A 16823-nucleotide genomic window follows, 5' to 3' on the forward strand; every position below is an offset into this window, starting at 1 on the left:
TATGATAACAATTCAGGGGAAAAGCGTGTTTGGCGGTGTTTCCATTGGAAAACTGATGTTCTATAAGAGAAATGAAAAAGTCATCAAAAGAGAGCATATCAGTGATGCAGATGCAGAATGGAAACGCTTTGAAGCCGCAAAAGGTCAGGCAGTTGACCAGTTAAAAGAGCTTTATGAGAAAGCTCTGGAAGATGTGGGAGAAGCAAATGCCATGATCTTTGAGATCCATCAGATGATGCTTGAAGATCTGGATTATCTTGAATCAATTGAAAATATTATCCGTTCTCAGGAAGTAAATGCGGAGTATGCCGTTGCGACGACAGCGGATAACTTTGCACAGATGTTCGCATCAATGGATGATGCTTATATGCAGGGAAGAGCAGCCGATGTAAAAGATGTATCGGAGCGTGTGCTGGATATTCTCTGTGGAGTCAGTGCAGGAGTAAAAGAGATGACTGAGCCGTGTATCATTGCAGCAGATGATCTTGCTCCAAGTGAGACAGTTCAGCTGGATAAGAGTAAGGTACTTGGATTTGCGACGATGTACGGTTCAGCTAATTCCCATACAGCCATCCTTGCGAGAACCATGAATATCCCTGCAGTGATCGGTCTGGGAGAAACTCTTTCATCTCAGTATGACGGAAAGATGGCAGTGATTGACGGATTTACGGGAATCCTCTATGTAGATCCAGATGAAGAGACACTTGCCAGAATGCAGGAGAAGCGTGCAAAGGATCTGGAGCAGAAAGAGCTTCTGAATCAGTTAAAGGGAAAGGAAAATGTGACCAGGAGCGGTCAGAAGATCAATGTTTATGCGAACATTGGAAATGTTTCCGACCTTGGAGCAGTACTTAAAAATGATGCAGGTGGAATCGGTCTGTTCAGAAGTGAGTTCCTTTATCTTGAGAACAGCACATTTCCTACAGAGGAGCAGCAGTTTGCAGTATACAAGCAGGTTGCGGAAAGCATGGCAGGAAAGAAAGTTATCATCCGTACACTTGATATTGGAGCAGATAAGCAGGTAGATTATTTTAATCTTGACAAAGAAGAGAACCCGGCACTGGGATACAGAGCAATTCGTATCTGTCTGACAAGACCGGAAATCTTCAAGACTCAGTTACGTGCCCTTTATCGTGCAGCAGTATATGGAAATCTGTCTATTATGTTCCCGATGATCATTTCTGTAAGTGAAGTAAAGAAGATCAAAGAGATCATTGCACAAGTGCAGGCAGAACTGAAGGCAGAGGGCATCCCTTATAAAGAGGATGTAGAGCTTGGTGTCATGATCGAGACACCGGCAGCAGTGATGATAAGCCGTGAACTTGCGAAGGAAGTGGATTTCTTCAGTGTGGGAACGAATGACCTGACGCAGTATACACTGGCGATCGACCGTCAGAACCAGAAGCTGGATACATTTTATGATCCGCATCATCCGGCAGTGCTTGCCATGATCAAAATGGCGGCAGACAATGCACATGCAGAGGGAAAATGGATCGGTATCTGTGGAGAGCTTGGTGCAGATCTTGAACTTACGGAAGAATTTCTTAAGATGGGACTGGACGAGCTGTCTGTATCTCCGGCACTTGTGCTGCCGCTGAGAAAGAGGATCAGAGAGTGCGAATAAGTTATTGATTTTGCAGAAAGAAGATTACCGAACCGGGGGATTGAGATGTCTTTCCGGGGCGGTTTTCTTCTTTTTTTCTTTTCGCGACTTTTTTTAGAAACTTAAAAGAAAAATAAGTTGTATAAAAGAGAAAATACGATTATGATAATAATAACATGACTGCTCATATTATGAATACAAAAGAGAAGCAGGGAAAGGAGTTATATGGAAAAAGAAGTTTTTCTGTGGCTTGGACTGATGATCCTATTTCTTGTTGTAGAACTTGCCACAGTCGGACTGACCAGTATCTGGCTTGCCGGAGGTGCGTTGATCGCATTATTTGTTGCTCTTGCCGGAGCAACAGTTGCATGGCAGTGTATTGCGTTTATCGTGGTATCAGTTCTGCTCCTGATTTTTACGAGGCCTTTTGCAACGAGATATATCAACAGGCATCATGAAAAGACAAATTGTGATGAACTGATCGGCAGGACGGTCAGGGTAACGGAGCAGGTGGATAATTATGAACAGACCGGTGCGGCATTTGCCAACGGGCTGGAATGGACTGCCAGATCAGAAAAAGACGATCAGAAGATCAAAGCAGGCAGTCTTGCAACGGTGACGGCAATCTCCGGTGTAAAATTAATCTTAAGACCGGTTAAGGAGGAAAAGAAATCATGGGATTAGCTATTTTAATTGTCTGGGTGATCATACTTGGAATTGCGATCTTACTGATCGTGAGCAATATCAAGATTGTTCCACAGGCACATGCGTATGTAGTTGAAAGACTTGGAGGATATAAAGAAACCTGGGGGGTAGGACTTCATTTTAAGATGCCGATCCTGGATCGTGTCGCGAGAAGAGTCTCACTGAAAGAACAGGTCGTTGACTTTGAACCGCAGGCAGTAATTACAAAAGATAATGTTACGATGCAGATTGATACCGTCGTATTCTATCAGATCACTGACCCGAAGAAGTATGCATACGGGGTAGAAAGCCCGATTGCGGCGATCGAAAATCTGACAGCAACAACGCTGCGTAATATTATCGGTGATCTGGAACTGGATGAGACACTGACTTCCCGTGAGACGATCAACTCCAAGATGCGTACGATCCTGGATATTGCGACAGATGAATGGGGAATTAAAGTAAACCGTGTAGAATTGAAAAATATTATGCCGCCGAAAGCAATTCAGGATGCCATGGAAAAGCAGATGAAGGCGGAGCGTGAACGAAGAGAGGCAATTCTCCGTGCGGAAGGTGAAAAGAAATCTACGATCCTTGTAGCAGAAGGTGAGAAGGAGTCGGTGATCCTGGAAGCAGAAGCATCCAAGCAGGCAGCAATCCTGAAAGCGGAAGCTGAGAAGCAGAAGCGGATCAAAGAAGCAGAAGGTCAGGCAGAAGCCATCCGTACTGTACAGAAAGCGACTGCGGAAGGGATTGAGTACATCAAGGAAGCCGGTGCGGATGAGGCAGTGCTGACACTGAAGAGTCTGGATGCATTTGCGAAAGCAGCTGACGGCAAGGCAACAAAGATCATTATTCCTTCTGATCTGCAAGGCATTGCAGGGCTTACGAAGACCATCGCAGAAGTAGCACGCCCGGATGTGACAGAAAAGGTGGATTAATTGGAATCGGGAGAAAAAGTCATCAGGATCTCAGTCAGAAATCTCGTGGAATTTATTTTAAAAGAAGGCGATATTGATAATCGTATTACGGCAGGAACTGCGGAAAAGGATGCGATGTTGATGGGAAGCCGGCTTCACCGGAAGATCCAGAAAAGTATGGGATCGGGATATCAGGCAGAAGTACCGCTGAAAATTTCTGTTCCTTGTCAGGAATTTACTCTGAGGATAGAAGGCAGGGCAGATGGGATCATTGCAGATGAAACTTCAGATGGAAAGCTGCATCAGGTGACGGTGGACGAGATTAAGGGAGTCCTGAGAAATCTGGAACAGATTCAGAAACCGGCAGGAGTACATCTGGCACAGGCAAAATGCTATGCATATATTTACGGAAAAGAAAAAGAACTGGAAAAGATCAGTATCCAGATGACATATTGTCATCTGGATACTGAAGAAATAAGACGGTTTAAAGAAGAGTATACACTGGAAGATCTGAAAAGCTGGTTTAAAGAACTGGTGCATAGATATGAAAAATGGGCCAGGCTTCAGATTGAATGGGAGCGGATGCGGGATGAGACGATCCGCAATCTGAAATTTCCATTTCCATACAGGGAGGGGCAGTTCAATCTTGCCGCATCTGTATATCGCACGATCGCAAGAAAGAAAAAGCTTTTTATCCAGGCACCGACGGGGACAGGAAAGACGATGGCAGTTCTCTATCCTGCTGTCAGGGCAATGGGAGAGGGTCTGGGCGAGAAGATCTTCTATCTGACTGCAAGAACGATCACAAGGACGGTTGCCGAGCAGGCTTTTTTTATTTTAAAGGAAAAAGGGCTGAAGTTCCGTTCAGTGACCCTGACAGCGAAAGAAAAAATTTGTTTTTGTGAAAAAGCAGAGTGTAATCCACAGGCCTGCCCCTATGCAAAAGGACATTTTGACCGGGTTAATGATGCGGTCTATGACCTTTTGAAAAATGGCGGCGGAATGGGAAGAAAGGAGATTGAGGAGCAGGCACAAAAGTTCCAGATCTGTCCTTTTGAATTTGCATTGGAGCTTTCGGTCTGGGCAGATGGGATTATCTGTGATTATAATTACGTATTTGATCCAAATGCACATCTGAAAAGGTTTTTCGCAGACGGAGGAAATAACCACTATCTGTTTCTGGTTGACGAAGCTCACAACCTTGTGGAACGTGGACGTGAGATGTACAGTGCGAGCCTGTATAAGGAAGATGTTCTTGAAGTGAAAAGAATTGTAAAGGGAAAAGATAAAAAGCTGACGAGAAGTCTGGAGAGCATGAATAAGGCATTTCTGGAACTGAAAAGAGAGTGTGAAAATTATCAGATTCTGGACAGCGTATCTGTCCTTGCACTGAAGGCGATGAATCTTCTGACCGAAATGGAACGTTATTTAGAAGAACAGAGAGAGCAGGGAAGGCAGGATGGAACGGAAGAAGAGATACTTCCATTGTTCTTTGGATTACGAAGTTTTCTGAACATCCATGATCTGCTGGATAAAAATTATGTGATATACAGCGAAATGCAGTCTGATGGAAGATTTATGGTAAAGCTTTTCTGTGTTAACCCGGCAGAGAATCTTCAAAAATGTCTGGAACAGGGCAACAGTACGATCTTTTTTTCCGCAACATTGCTGCCGATACAGTATTATAAGTCTCTGTTATCGGTAGTTCAGGATGATTATGCAGTCTATGCAGAATCGACTTTCCCGGAAACGAACCGGAGTGTACTTCTGGCAGAAGGGATCAGTACAAAGTACACGAGCCGTGGAGAAGAAATGTATAGCAGGATCGCAGAATATATAGGGAAAACGATTGACAGTAAGACGGGAAATTATATGGCTTTTTTCCCGTCTTACCGCCTGATGGAGGCAGTGTATGAAAAATTCCTGGAGCTTGGGAAGAAAAGTGAAGTTTTGCTTCAGTCGCAGTATATGGATGAGGAAGAACGGGAAGAATTTCTGAAAAAATTTGAAAAAGAGCAGGGCGGGACATTGGTAGCATTCTGCGTGATGGGCGGTATTTTTTCAGAAGGAATCGACCTGACGCAGGATCGTCTGATCGGAGCCATGATCGTTGGAACAGGAATCCCGCAGGTATGCAACGAAAGGGAGATCCTGAAGCAGTATTTTGGAGCAGAGGGATTTGACTATGCCTATCTCTATCCCGGAATGAACAAAGTACTTCAGTCAGCGGGGCGTGTGATCCGTACGGAAAAAGATAAAGGGGTAATTCTTCTGATGGATGAAAGATTCCAAAGCCCGCATTATAGGAGAATGTTTCCGCGAGAATGGTCGGACTGTAGAAGATGTACGATGGAAAATGTGACAGAGCTGCTGACAGAATTTTGGAAAAAAGATCCCACCTGATCCGGAAAATGTGTCCGGGAAACCGGGCAGACCGGATGCAGGAGGGGATGAGACTTATTCTTTCACCGGATTCTTCTTCCAATGGATTACTCTTCCACCGGATGGAAGCAACTCAGAAATTCCTGCGTTGCCTTGGAAAGCGGGAGCTGCTCATTGTATGCGATGACCAGCGAACGCTCCGGCATCTCTTCGTTCATATCCAGGGTGAAGATACCGTCAGATTCTTTGGAGATACAGTAATCAGGAATAAATGCAATTCCGAGTCCGATGCGTGCAAGGTCGATCAGAAGATCGTTGCTTGTCAGCTCAATCTCAGGAACAAGGTCTAACTGATGCTGCTGGAACAGGCGGTGGAGAAATTCATTGGTGGTACTGTTCTTATCCAGCATGAGGATCGGATAAGCAAGAAGGTCTGAAAGAGAGATCTTTTTTTCTTTTAATTCTTCGTAATTATTCCCTGCGATAAATACATCACGGAAATTCTTGATCTTCATGGATGCGGAAATATTATTCAGGCTGGCATTGGGATAATTGACCACAATGAGATCTACCAGCCCGTTCTTGAGCAGTTCCGTACAATGCAGAGAAGTCTGATTGATCACTTTGATATGTACATTGGGGAACATTTTGTGAAACTTTTCAAGGTATGGTACAAGAAAGTATCTGCAAATTGTATCACTCGCACCAATACGGATCTGACCTCCGGTAGAAGCTGCATCAAGAAGCTGTGCCTCTCCTTTTTGGATCAGATTCATAGCCGGTTCAATATGGCGGAGCAGGATCTCACCTTCCGGGGTAAGCTGGACTTTTTTGGTGCTTCTGATAAAGAGTGTCTGATCCAGTTTCCGCTCCAGTGTCTTGATCGACTGGCTTACAGCAGACTGAGAAATAAAAAGCTGCTTGGACGCCTCTGAAAAATTCAGCGTAGTTGCAACATGGTAAAATACCTTATATAGTTCATAATTTATATCCATCATATTATTAGACCTCCTAATAAGTAATAATAGTATTATAAGATAAATACATAAAGAATACAACAAAAAGGAGTAAATTTGTGAAAAAACGGGTCTTATCTTCTGAAAAAGTGAAAAGCAAAATAAGTCTGATTTTAAGCCGGATCCTGGGACTGATCCTGACGGTTTCTTTTTTAGCGGTGTGGCTGGTCACGAGTGTCCGACTCGTACTTTATTCGGATGTTGATCTGTACCGGGCGGAATATGAAAAATACGGGGTATTAGATGAATTGAACATGACAATGGGAGATACAATTTATGTAACCCGTGAGATGATGGCATATTTAAATGGAGAGCGTGAAGAACTGAAAGCAGAGACTACGGTGGATGGAATATGGAGAGATTTTTTTAATGAGCAGGATCGGCTGCATATGAAGGATGTAAAGCAGATTTTTGACTGGAGCAAGAGAGTCCGGTTTATGGCAGGAGTGACCGCAAGTTTTTCTTTTGTATTTCTGCTGATCTGCTTCTTCTGTGAAAAAACAGGTGCTGAAAAAACAATTTTGTGGAAGGTCTTATGGAAAGTGTACCGGAATATTGCGGGGCTGATTTTACTGGCAGGCGTTGTGGCCGGATTTGTGGTCAGCCGGAACTTTGATTACTGGTTTACATGGTTTCATGAAAAAGTTTTTACGAACCGGCTGTGGATGTTTGATGCAGAAAAAGACTATATGATCCGAATGTTGCCGGAGGGCTTTTTTTCAGATATGGCAATGTGGTCCATGTGGATTTTCGGTGCAGGTGCAGTTATCACAGGAGGATTTTTATGGGTGAAAAGCAGAAAAGAAACAATGAGAAGTTCCGTGGAAACTTTCCGGATGGATAACTGATTAGAAATGCTTATGATAAAGTTTAAATTTATTAATTATACGGATGTGCAATTATATGATACGATAAGCATAACAGGTTCATTCTAATTTGGTGTGAAGGAATAAGCACATAAGAGGAAAAGGAGATTGTATATGAGTAATGTAAAGCGTGTGTATGTGGAAAAAAAGCCGGAATTTGCCGTAACAGCGAAAGGGCTTGGACATGAGATCCGTCATTATCTCGGAATTAAAGATGTGACCGGGGTACGGGTTCTGATCCGGTATGACGCAGAAAATATATCAGATGAGACATTTGAAAAAGCATGTGGCGGAGTGTTTGCAGAGCCTCCGGTCGATATCCTTTACAGAGAAAGTTTTACAAAGAATGAGACAGATCGGTGCTTTTCAGTTGAATTTCTTCCGGGACAGTTTGACCAGAGAGCAGATTCAGCAGAACAGTGTATCAGATTTATCAAAGAAGATGAGACACCGGTGATCCGTACAGCGGTAACTTATGTGATCGAGGGAAATATATCAGAGGAAGAGTTTGAAGCAATCAAGAATCACTGCATCAATCCGGTAGATTCAAGAGAAGCTGCTGCAGAGAAGCCGAAGACACTGGTAACGGTATTTGAAGAACCGGCAGATGTAAAGGTATTTGACGGATTTAAAGATATGCCGGAGGCAGAACTGAAAGAGTTGTATGATTCACTTGGTCTTGCGATGACGTTTAAAGATTTCCAGCATATCCAGAAGTATTATCATGGAGAGGAAGACCGGAATCCGACGATGACAGAGATCCGTGTACTGGATACTTACTGGTCAGATCACTGCCGTCATACGACATTTTCTACAGAATTAAAAGATGTAAAATTTGATGACGGAGATTACAGAGATGCCATCGAGGATACATATAAAGAGTATCTGAAAGATCACAGTGAGATCTTTAAAGGAAGAGAAGATAAGTTTGTATGCCTGATGGATCTGGCACTGATGGCAATGCGTCGTCTAAAAAAAGAAGGAAAGCTTGCAGATCAGGAAGAGTCCGATGAGATCAATGCGTGCAGTATCGTTGTACCGATCAAGGTAGACGGTGTCGAGGAAGAATGGCTGATCAATTTTAAAAATGAGACGCACAACCATCCGACAGAGATTGAGCCGTTTGGTGGAGCAGCTACCTGCCTTGGCGGTGCAATCCGTGATCCGCTGTCAGGACGTACTTATGTATATCAGGCGATGCGTGTGACGGGAGCGGCTGACCCGACGGTTTCAGCGAACGAGACACTGAAAGGAAAGCTTCCACAGAAAAAGCTGGTGCGTGAGGCTGCACATGGATACAGTTCTTACGGAAACCAGATCGGTCTTGCAACCGGACTGGTAAAAGAGATTTACCATCCGGATTATGTCGCAAAGCGTATGGAGATCGGAGCAGTGCTTGGTGCAGCACCGAGACGTGCAGTGATCCGTGAAAATTCTGATCCGGGCGATATCATTATCCTGCTGGGTGGTCGTACCGGTCGTGACGGATGCGGAGGAGCAACAGGTTCTTCCAAGGTTCATACAGAGGAGTCCATCGAGACATGCGGAGCTGAAGTGCAGAAGGGAAATGCACCGACAGAGCGTAAGATCCAGCGTCTGTTCCGCAGAGAAGAAGTCAGCCATCTGATTAAAAAGTGTAATGACTTTGGTGCCGGAGGAGTTTCAGTTGCCATCGGAGAACTGGCAGACGGACTGCGGGTAGAGCTGGATAAAGTGCCAAAGAAATATGCAGGACTGGACGGAACAGAGATCGCGATTTCCGAATCCCAGGAAAGAATGGCAGTCGTTGTCGATCCGAAAGATGTAGATGAGTTTATGGCATATGCGAAAGAGGAAAATCTTGAGGCAACGGTTGTAGCAGTCGTTACGGAAGATCCGAGACTGGTTCTTGTATGGAGAGGAAAAGAGATTGTAAACCTTTCCCGTGCATTCCTTGATACCAACGGGGCACATCAGGAGACAGACGTAGAAGTAGAGATGCCGTCCAGAAAAGACAGCCTTTTTATCAAAAAAGAAGTAGAAGATGTAAAAGAGACCTGGCTGAATACTCTTTCTGATTTAAATGTATGCTCTCAGAAGGGTCTTGTGGAAATGTTTGACGGTTCCATCGGAGCCGGATCAGTGTTCATGCCTCATGGCGGAAAATATCAGATGACAGAGACGCAGGCGATGGTGGCAAAAGTTCCGGTACAGAATGGTACAACGGACAGCGTATCCATGATGAGTTATGGATTTGATCCGTATCTGTCAAGCTGGAGTCCGTATCACGGAGCAGTTTATGCGGTGACAGAATCAGTTGCAAAGATCGTGGCAGCCGGTGGAGATTATAGTAAGATCCGTTTTACATTCCAGGAGTATTTCCGCAGAATGACCGAAGATCCGAAGAGATGGAGCCAGCCTTTTGCTGCATTGCTCGGAGCGTATGCGGCACAGATCGGATTTGGCCTTCCGTCAATCGGAGGTAAGGACAGTATGTCCGGTACATTCCAGGATATTGATGTTCCTCCGACACTGGTATCTTTTGCGGTCGATATGGCACTGGAGCAGGATATCATCACACCGGAACTGAAAAAAGCGGGAAATAAGCTTGTATGGCTTAAGATTGAGAGAGATGAAAATGATCTTCCGGTTTATGAGAAAGTGATGGAGCAGTATGGAAAGATCCATGAAGATATTCAGAAAGGAAGAATCGTTTCCGCTTATGCACTTGATCGTCATGGAATTGCCAGTGCTGTAAGTAAGATGGCATTTGGTAACAGACTGGGAGTTCAGCTTGAGACAACGGTGGATAAAAAGGATCTGTTCGCACCGGCATTTGGTGATCTCATTGCAGAGGTACCTGCGGGAGAAGTGGAGAACCTTGTGGCTGACTATACAGAGATCGGAGCAGTAACTGAGGAAGCAGTGCTGGCATATGGGGATGTAACGATCAGTCTGAAAGAGGCAGAACAGGCATGGACAGGTACTCTTGAAAAAGTATTTGCAACAAAGTCTGCAGCAGATTCTGATAAAAAAGTAGAAGAAAAGTTGTTTAATACAGCAGATATCCATATCTGCAGCCATAAGATCGGACAACCGACTGTCTTTATTCCTGTTTTCCCGGGAACGAACTGTGAGTACGACAGTAAACGTGCATTTGAGCGGGCAGGAGCAAAGGTGATTACGAAAGTATTCCGTAATCTGGACGCAGAGGATATCAGAGGATCTGTTGGTGAATTTGAAAAAGCCATCGGACAGGCACAGATGATCATGTTCCCGGGTGGATTCAGTGCAGGAGATGAACCGGATGGTTCTGCCAAATTCTTTGCAACAGCATTCCAGAATGCAAAGATTAAAGAAGCGGTAGAGAAATTGTTGAATGAAAGAGACGGACTGGCACTGGGAATTTGTAATGGATTCCAGGCACTGATCAAGCTGGGGCTTGTACCATACGGTAAGATCATAGGTCAGACGGAAGATTCACCGACCCTGACATACAATACCATCGGCCGTCATATTTCTAAGATGGTTTATACGAAAGTTGTAACCAATAAGTCCCCATGGCTGCAGGGAGCAGAGCTTGGCGGAGTCTATACGAATCCGGCTTCCCATGGAGAAGGAAGATTCGTTGCAAGTGAGGAATGGCTGGACCGGCTTTTCGCTAACGGACAGGTTGCAACGCAGTACTGTGATCCTGAAGGTAAGATCAGCATGAATGAAGAGTGGAATGTTAATGGTTCCTATCGTGCGATTGAAGGTATCACAAGCCCGGACGGACGTGTACTTGGTAAGATGGCTCATTCAGAACGTCGTGGGGATCATGTTGCGATCAATATTTATGGAGAACAGGATCTGAAGATTTTTGAATCAGGTGTAAAATATTTTAAATAAAAATTGCGGTAAAATATTGCAGATTGTAGAAAAGTTCAGCGATTGCTGGACTTTTCTGCTTTTAGAACCGTCTTTCTGTAAATTCTGCAGTTGAGGATCGTAAAAGTCAGGCAAGGACGGCAAAAGTCGGAGATGATAATTAAAAAAATTGAAAAAAGTGTTGACATTTGCGATGAGATGATAGTATAATAAGCAAGTCGGTTGCGGGAAAGAGTAATCAGAACCGCAAGAGATACAGGTATATGGGGTCTTAGCTCAGCTGGGAGAGCATCTGCCTTACAAGCAGAGGGTCACAGGTTCGAGCCCTGTAGGCCCCATACCAATTTAATATGGCGGGATAGCTCAGTTGGCTAGAGCACACGGTTCATACCCGTGGTGTCGCTGGTTCAAATCCAGTTCCCGCTACTATATGGGGTCTTAGCTCAGCTGGGAGAGCATCTGCCTTACAAGCAGAGGGTCACAGGTTCGAGCCCTGTAGGCCCCATATCAATTTAATATGGCGGGATAGCTCAGTTGGCTAGAGCACACGGTTCATACCCGTGGTGTCGCTGGTTCAAATCCAGTTCCCGCTACTTGGTTTGAGAAGCTCTGAGGAGCTTCTTTTTTGTTGCCTCCTGATAAGCTGCATCCGTCCCGAATGATCACTGTTGTATTTGCGATACCGGATGGTGTATACTTGAAAAGATGAGAGAATCAGGAGGAACAATATTTTGTACGAAAGAAAGTATCATAAGCACATCTCCGCAAGACATAACTGGTTTGACCTGAAGTTGAACGAAGTATGGCAGTATCGGGATCTGATCTTTTTATTTACGCAGAAGAATTTTACGGTAAGTTATAAGCAGACGATCTTAGGTCCGTTATGGCTTTTTATCAATCCATTGTTGACCAGTGTTATGTATATGGTTGTATTTGGAAATATTGCGAAACTTGGAACGGACGGGATTCCGCAGCTTTTATTTTATCTGAGCGGAAATGCAGTATGGAGTTATTTTGCCTCCTGTCTGAATGGAAATGTGGCAACGTTTACATCGAATGCACGTTTGTTCGGAAAAGTGTATTTTCCGAGACTGACTGTTCCGATTTCCAATGTTCTCTGTAGTGTGATCCGGTTTGGAATCCAAATGCTGCTGGTAGTGATTCTGCTCGGATATTATATATGGAAAGGGGCTGTCAGTCCTCACTGGGAAGCTCTTCTTCTGATTTTTTTACTTTTACTATGGCTTGGCTGCATGGGGATGGGAGTCGGGATTCTGATCTCCAGTGTGACGACAAAATACAGAGATCTTTCAGTAATGGTGGGCTTTGGAATGTCACTATGGATGTATGGCACACCGGTGGTTTATCCAATGAGCATTTTACCTGAAGGAATCCTGAAAAAAATAATCTTATTAAACCCGGTCACTGCTCCGATGGAAATGTTCCGTTATATTTTACTGGGGGAAGGAAATATTCTTCCGGTGAGTATCGGAGTTTCACTTCTTTTTACAATACTGGTAATGCTAGGAGGAATAGTCGTATTTAATAAAGTGGAAAGAACATTTATGGATACGGTGTAAAGGAGGACGGAATGGAAAAGGAAAATCTGGCGATCCGAATTTCAGGGGTGAAAAAGGAGTATCGTCTTGGGAATATCGGGGGAAGAACTTTGCAGGCAGATCTTCAGTCCTGGTTTGCAAGAAAGCGGGGCAGAGAAGATCCAAATGTAAAAATCGGGCAGGATGAACGGCTGGTCGGACAAAAATTTATGGCATTGAACGGGATTGATCTTACGATCCGTCAGGGTGAAATGTGTGGAATCATTGGAAGTAACGGTGCAGGAAAATCGACCCTGCTGAAACTGCTGGCACAGGTGACGGCACCGACAGAAGGAGAGATTGACCTCTATGGAAGAGTGACTTCCATGCTGGAAGTCGGAACCGGTTTTAATGGAGAGATGACCGGAAGAGAAAATATTTACATGAACGGAACGATTCTTGGAATGTCAAAAGCGGAGATCAGAAGCAAAATGGAACAGATCATTGAGTTTTCGGAGGTAAGGGAGTTCATTGATACACCGGTCAAGCGATATTCTTCCGGTATGTTTGTAAAGCTGGCTTTTTCTGTGGCAGCACATCTTGACAGCGAGATCATGATCATGGATGAAGTGCTGGCGGTCGGTGATATGGCATTTCAGAAAAAGTGTTTGGATAAGATGCGGGAAGTTGCACAAAAGGAGAACAGAACGGTTTTATATGTAAGCCATAATATGAATACGATCCGGAGACTGTGCGACAGATGTATTGTGCTGGATCAGGGAAAAGTGATCTATGACGGCGAAGTAGAGGGTGCCATCGCAGTGTATATGGATCATGCAGTTGGAGAAAATGAGACTGACATGGATCTGGCAGAAAAGCAGCGTGCCGCCCGCATTCTGAACCTTCAGCGGAATCAGGGACTCTTTATGGAGCATCTGACCATGAAGGGAAAGATCACTCCGGTTTTTGCAAGGGAAGAAACACTGGATTTGAGGATCAGAGTCAGGACCACGCAGCCTTTGAAAAATGTCATGTTCCGTCTGACGCTGCGTACGGACAGTGATTCGGGATTGGGAACATTCTGGTCAAAGCCGGTAGATTTTCCTGCGACAGGAGAGCAGGATATGGAAATGAGCATGCCATTACAGCTCTTTGAGAAGGGAATCTTTTATGCCAGCATTGGGTTTTATCAGAAGACAGCGGGCGGAGAACCACGGATACTGGATCATATTACCAGAGCATTTAAGATTGAAATCCCGGGCAGTGCAGGATGGAGTACCAATGCATACGGGTATCTGCGGTTCCCGGAAATGAAGATACAAAAAGTGAAGAACACAAGAAAAAAGGAGACCAATTATGAATAAAAAAGGTGGAAATGTGATCAGAATCGTATTAGGAGTATATCTGATCTATCTTGGAGTGAATATTTTTATTGAAGTTGTTCAGAAGAATCCGGCTAATTCAGGATTTATGGGAGTAGCCGGCGGTATATTTGTCATTGTCGGAGCGGTCTATGCATTTCTTGCGGCAAAAAAAGTGTTTGCTGAGATGAAAAAAGAGAAGAATGTCGAAGAAGAGCTTTCAGTTTCAGAAGCGGATGGAAATGAAATAAAATGGCAGGAGGCAGAAATATCCCATGCGAAGAAAGAATCAAAAGGACCAGTCATGGTAGAGGCAGGACCGGACAGGAATGAAAGAAAAGAGGCAGAAAAAGAGAACAAGGTGAACACCGGAGAAAAAATAGCAGATAAGGAAAGGGCAGATAAGGAAAAAGTGACGGCTGAAAAAAAGGCAGATAAAGAAAAGGCGGAGACCGAGGCAAAAGCCGGTAAAGGAGAAAATCCGGCAGAAAGGGACAAGGTGAAATAAAATGCGGGTAGGCATGGGATATGATGTTCATAAACTGACAGAAGACCGGAAACTGATTCTTGGCGGAGTTGAGATCCCTTATGAAAAGGGACTTTTAGGACATTCTGATGCAGATGTTCTGCTGCATGCGATCATGGATGCACTGCTGGGAGCAGCGGCACTGGGAGATATCGGAAAGCATTTCCCAGATATAGATCCGCAGTATAAAGGCATTTCAAGTATCAAATTACTGGAACATGTAGCAGCATTACTGGATGAAAATGGATATGTGGTTGAAAATATTGATGCGACGATCATTGCCCAGCGTCCGAAAATGCGTCCATATATTGATCAGATGCGGGAAAATATTGCAAAGGCACTTGGCGTGGAAACCGATCAGATCAATGTCAAGGCAACGACAGAAGAGGGCCTGGGCTTTACCGGAACAGGTGAGGGGATTTCTTCTCAGGCAATCTGTGCAATCGAGAAATATACCAATTATAGCAGTATAGATGTTGCAGCACCGGCTGCGGGGTGTGGAGGCTGTTGTGCAATGAACAATCAGTGAGATCAGAAAGACGAGGAAAAGAGGATGGAAATCCGTAAACTGGAATCTGCAGAACATGGAAAGACCCGATTTTTGTGGGAAAAGATTTTCAAGGAAGACAGTCAGACATTTGTAGATTATTATTATTTTATCAGGACAAAAGAGAATGTGATCTATGTAGTTGAAGAAGACGGAGCAATCCGTTCCATGCTGCAAAAGAATCCATACCGGATGAAACTGGAAGATTCGGTTTTTGATTCGGAATATATTGTCGGAGTCGCAACGGAAAAGGAGTACCGGAGCAGAGGGTATATGCGGCAGCTTCTGATCGCGGCACTGGAAGAGGAAAATAAGAAAAAGCATCCTTTTACTTTTCTTATGCCGGCAGCAGAAGCAATTTACAGCCCGTATGATTTTCGATATATATATCATCAGAAACAGATGGAACTGGACTCTGACGTTTTCTTTGCCTTAAAAAGAGATAAAAAAACCGGCGAAAAAGAAAGCAGAGACAGGGGAAGACAGGAAAGAGTTACACGGGATGCCGAACTGGGAGATGCAGAAAGGATCGCTGCGTTTTTTGAAAAAAATGAATCCCCGAAATGGGCAGTCTGCACAGTGAGGGACAGCGTATATTATCAGACCAAAATTCTGGAACAGCAGAGCGAATCCGGTGGAGTACGGCTGATCTTTGAAGAAAAAGATTTAGTCGGTGTCTTCTTTTATGCAAGAGAGGACATTCTTGAGATCCTTGAACCGGTTATCCTGCAGGAAAAAGAGGATGCATTCCTGGAGGCGGTGGAAGAACTGCGAAGAGAAAAGGAACTGGTGAAGATCCTGGGATGTACGGAGAAAATGCGGGAATTGTGGGAAAATGTCCATGGCGTGAGGACGGAAGAGAAGCCTCTCATCATGGCGCGGATTACGCATCTGCCGACTTTCCTGTCTGCGATGAAAGTTCCTGAGGAAGAGAAAGTAGACTGCTCCTTTGCGGTGATCGATCCTTTGCTTCAGAAGAACAGTGGTGTATGGAGAATGAAAAGTGACTGGGGAGAAGATAAACTTTGTGTGAGTGAGACGGAAGATTCCGAGGGAGTTTTTCCGATCGATGCACTGACCCAGCTTTTATTTGGAACTGTACCGATCAGAGAGATCGCAGAGCGGACGGATGTAATGGCAACAGAGCGGCTGGTGGCAGAACTGGAGAAAATCTGTAAACTGAACCGGGTTTTCTTAAATGAGATTGTATAATGCGGTTGACAAAAACTGAAAAGTTGAATAAGATAATGTAAGTGAGTAGGATTGTGGGAGTGCGTAGCACGGAGCAATCCGTAGGCATCAAAGTCGGGAGCTTTTGCCCCGACATCATGTAAGTGAGTAAGAAAAAGACCAGGAACGGGAAGAGTAGCTATGTTCAGGCTGCCAGAGAGTGGGTGTCATCGGCTGGAAGCATCCTTAAGTTATGAAGATTGTGAAGTGCCCCCGGGAGTTGATCCTGCGAAAGAGTAAGTAGCGGGATACGTTGACACGCGTTAAGTGTATTAAGTGAAAGAAGAGGATTCTTTTATTA

At 44.4% G+C, this 16823-nt stretch carries 12 protein-coding genes, 4 tRNA genes and 1 other annotated feature (1 of these 17 running past the window's edge); of the genes, 15 read left to right on the plus strand and 1 reads right to left on the minus strand.

Features of this window, described 5'->3' with window-relative positions:
- Position 1: 1 nt before the first annotated feature.
- The 4 genes from ptsP (at position 2) to NQ541_RS04485 (ending at position 5610) form a co-directional block, all read left to right on the plus strand.
- Positions 2-1624: a phosphoenolpyruvate--protein phosphotransferase gene (gene ptsP, locus NQ541_RS04470; protein WP_005609561.1), complete on the plus strand. Its 1623-nt coding sequence runs from the start codon at positions 2-4 to the stop codon at positions 1622-1624.
- Between the two features lie 204 nt (positions 1625-1828).
- The gene (locus NQ541_RS04475; RefSeq protein ID WP_005609563.1) at positions 1829-2287 is read left to right on the plus strand and encodes an NfeD family protein; all 459 of its coding nucleotides are present in this window, start codon (positions 1829-1831) and stop codon (positions 2285-2287) included.
- Positions 2278-3228, plus strand: coding sequence for an SPFH domain-containing protein (locus NQ541_RS04480; RefSeq protein ID WP_005609565.1), 951 nt, complete (start codon positions 2278-2280; stop codon positions 3226-3228). The genes NQ541_RS04475 and NQ541_RS04480 overlap by 10 nt, the downstream gene beginning before the upstream one ends.
- Positions 3229-5610, plus strand: a complete 2382-nt coding sequence (locus NQ541_RS04485; protein WP_005609567.1) for an ATP-dependent DNA helicase — start codon at positions 3229-3231, stop codon at positions 5608-5610.
- Between the two features lie 86 nt (positions 5611-5696).
- Here the strand turns inward: NQ541_RS04485 and NQ541_RS04490 are convergent, their stop codons facing one another.
- Positions 5697-6587: a LysR family transcriptional regulator gene (locus NQ541_RS04490; protein WP_005609569.1), complete on the minus strand. Its 891-nt coding sequence runs from the start codon at positions 6585-6587 to the stop codon at positions 5697-5699.
- Positions 6588-6664: 77 nt separating this feature from the next.
- On the opposite strand from NQ541_RS04490, the gene NQ541_RS04495 reads away from it, so the two are divergent.
- From NQ541_RS04495 to NQ541_RS04545, 11 genes are all read left to right on the plus strand, one after another.
- Positions 6665-7453 (plus strand): TIGR01906 family membrane protein, encoded by a 789-nt coding sequence (locus NQ541_RS04495; RefSeq protein ID WP_005609571.1) that lies wholly within the window; start codon positions 6665-6667, stop codon positions 7451-7453.
- Between the two features lie 132 nt (positions 7454-7585).
- Positions 7586-11341, plus strand: a complete 3756-nt coding sequence (locus NQ541_RS04500) for a phosphoribosylformylglycinamidine synthase (protein ID WP_005609573.1) — start codon at positions 7586-7588, stop codon at positions 11339-11341.
- 244 nt (positions 11342-11585) lie between these two features.
- Positions 11586-11658, plus strand: a tRNA-Val gene (locus tag NQ541_RS04505).
- A 14-nt stretch (positions 11659-11672) separates the two neighbouring features.
- Positions 11673-11746, plus strand: a tRNA-Met gene (locus NQ541_RS04510).
- Positions 11747-11752: 6 nt separating this feature from the next.
- Positions 11753-11825: transfer RNA gene (locus NQ541_RS04515), tRNA-Val, on the plus strand.
- 14 nt (positions 11826-11839) lie between these two features.
- Positions 11840-11913: transfer RNA gene (locus NQ541_RS04520), tRNA-Met, on the plus strand.
- A 138-nt stretch (positions 11914-12051) separates the two neighbouring features.
- Positions 12052-12900 carry an ABC transporter permease gene (locus NQ541_RS04525; RefSeq protein WP_005609576.1) on the plus strand — a complete coding sequence of 283 codons (849 nt, stop codon included), beginning with the start codon at positions 12052-12054 and terminating at the stop codon, positions 12898-12900.
- Between the two features lie 11 nt (positions 12901-12911).
- On the plus strand, positions 12912-14222 hold the full coding sequence (locus NQ541_RS04530) for an ABC transporter ATP-binding protein (RefSeq protein ID WP_005609578.1): 1311 nt from the start codon (positions 12912-12914) through the stop codon (positions 14220-14222).
- On the plus strand, positions 14215-14727 hold the full coding sequence (locus NQ541_RS04535; RefSeq protein ID WP_005609580.1) for a hypothetical protein: 513 nt from the start codon (positions 14215-14217) through the stop codon (positions 14725-14727). The genes NQ541_RS04530 and NQ541_RS04535 overlap by 8 nt, the downstream gene beginning before the upstream one ends.
- Position 14728: 1 nt before the next feature.
- Positions 14729-15274, plus strand: a complete 546-nt coding sequence (gene ispF, locus NQ541_RS04540; RefSeq protein ID WP_005609582.1) for a 2-C-methyl-D-erythritol 2,4-cyclodiphosphate synthase — start codon at positions 14729-14731, stop codon at positions 15272-15274.
- 24 nt (positions 15275-15298) lie between these two features.
- Entirely contained in the window at positions 15299-16504 is a 1206-nt protein-coding gene (locus NQ541_RS04545) for a GNAT family N-acetyltransferase (RefSeq protein WP_005609584.1), read from the plus strand.
- A gap of 131 nt (positions 16505-16635) precedes the next feature.
- Positions 16636-16823 (plus strand) — a binding site (T-box leader) (it continues 33 nt past the right edge of the window).

The organism is [Ruminococcus] lactaris ATCC 29176, from assembly GCF_025152405.1.
Lineage (GTDB): Bacteria > Bacillota > Clostridia > Lachnospirales > Lachnospiraceae > Mediterraneibacter > Mediterraneibacter lactaris.

Bases quoted from the DNA above. Each gene is read 5' to 3' on its own strand.
- NQ541_RS04545 (WP_005609584.1), top strand. From the start codon at position 15,299: ATGGAAATCCGTAAACTGGAATCTGCAGAACATGGAAAGACCCGATTT.
- NQ541_RS04475 (WP_005609563.1), top strand. From the start codon at position 1,829: ATGGAAAAAGAAGTTTTTCTGTGGCTTGGACTGATGATCCTATTTCTT.
- ptsP (WP_005609561.1), top strand. From the start codon at position 2: ATGATAACAATTCAGGGGAAAAGCGTGTTTGGCGGTGTTTCCATTGGA.
- ispF (WP_005609582.1), top strand. From the start codon at position 14,729: ATGCGGGTAGGCATGGGATATGATGTTCATAAACTGACAGAAGACCGG.
- NQ541_RS04500 (WP_005609573.1), top strand. From the start codon at position 7,586: ATGAGTAATGTAAAGCGTGTGTATGTGGAAAAAAAGCCGGAATTTGCC.
- NQ541_RS04490 (WP_005609569.1), bottom strand. From the start codon at position 6,587: ATGATGGATATAAATTATGAACTATATAAGGTATTTTACCATGTTGCA.
- NQ541_RS04530 (WP_005609578.1), top strand. From the start codon at position 12,912: ATGGAAAAGGAAAATCTGGCGATCCGAATTTCAGGGGTGAAAAAGGAG.
- NQ541_RS04535 (WP_005609580.1), top strand. From the start codon at position 14,215: ATGAATAAAAAAGGTGGAAATGTGATCAGAATCGTATTAGGAGTATAT.
- NQ541_RS04480 (WP_005609565.1), top strand. From the start codon at position 2,278: ATGGGATTAGCTATTTTAATTGTCTGGGTGATCATACTTGGAATTGCG.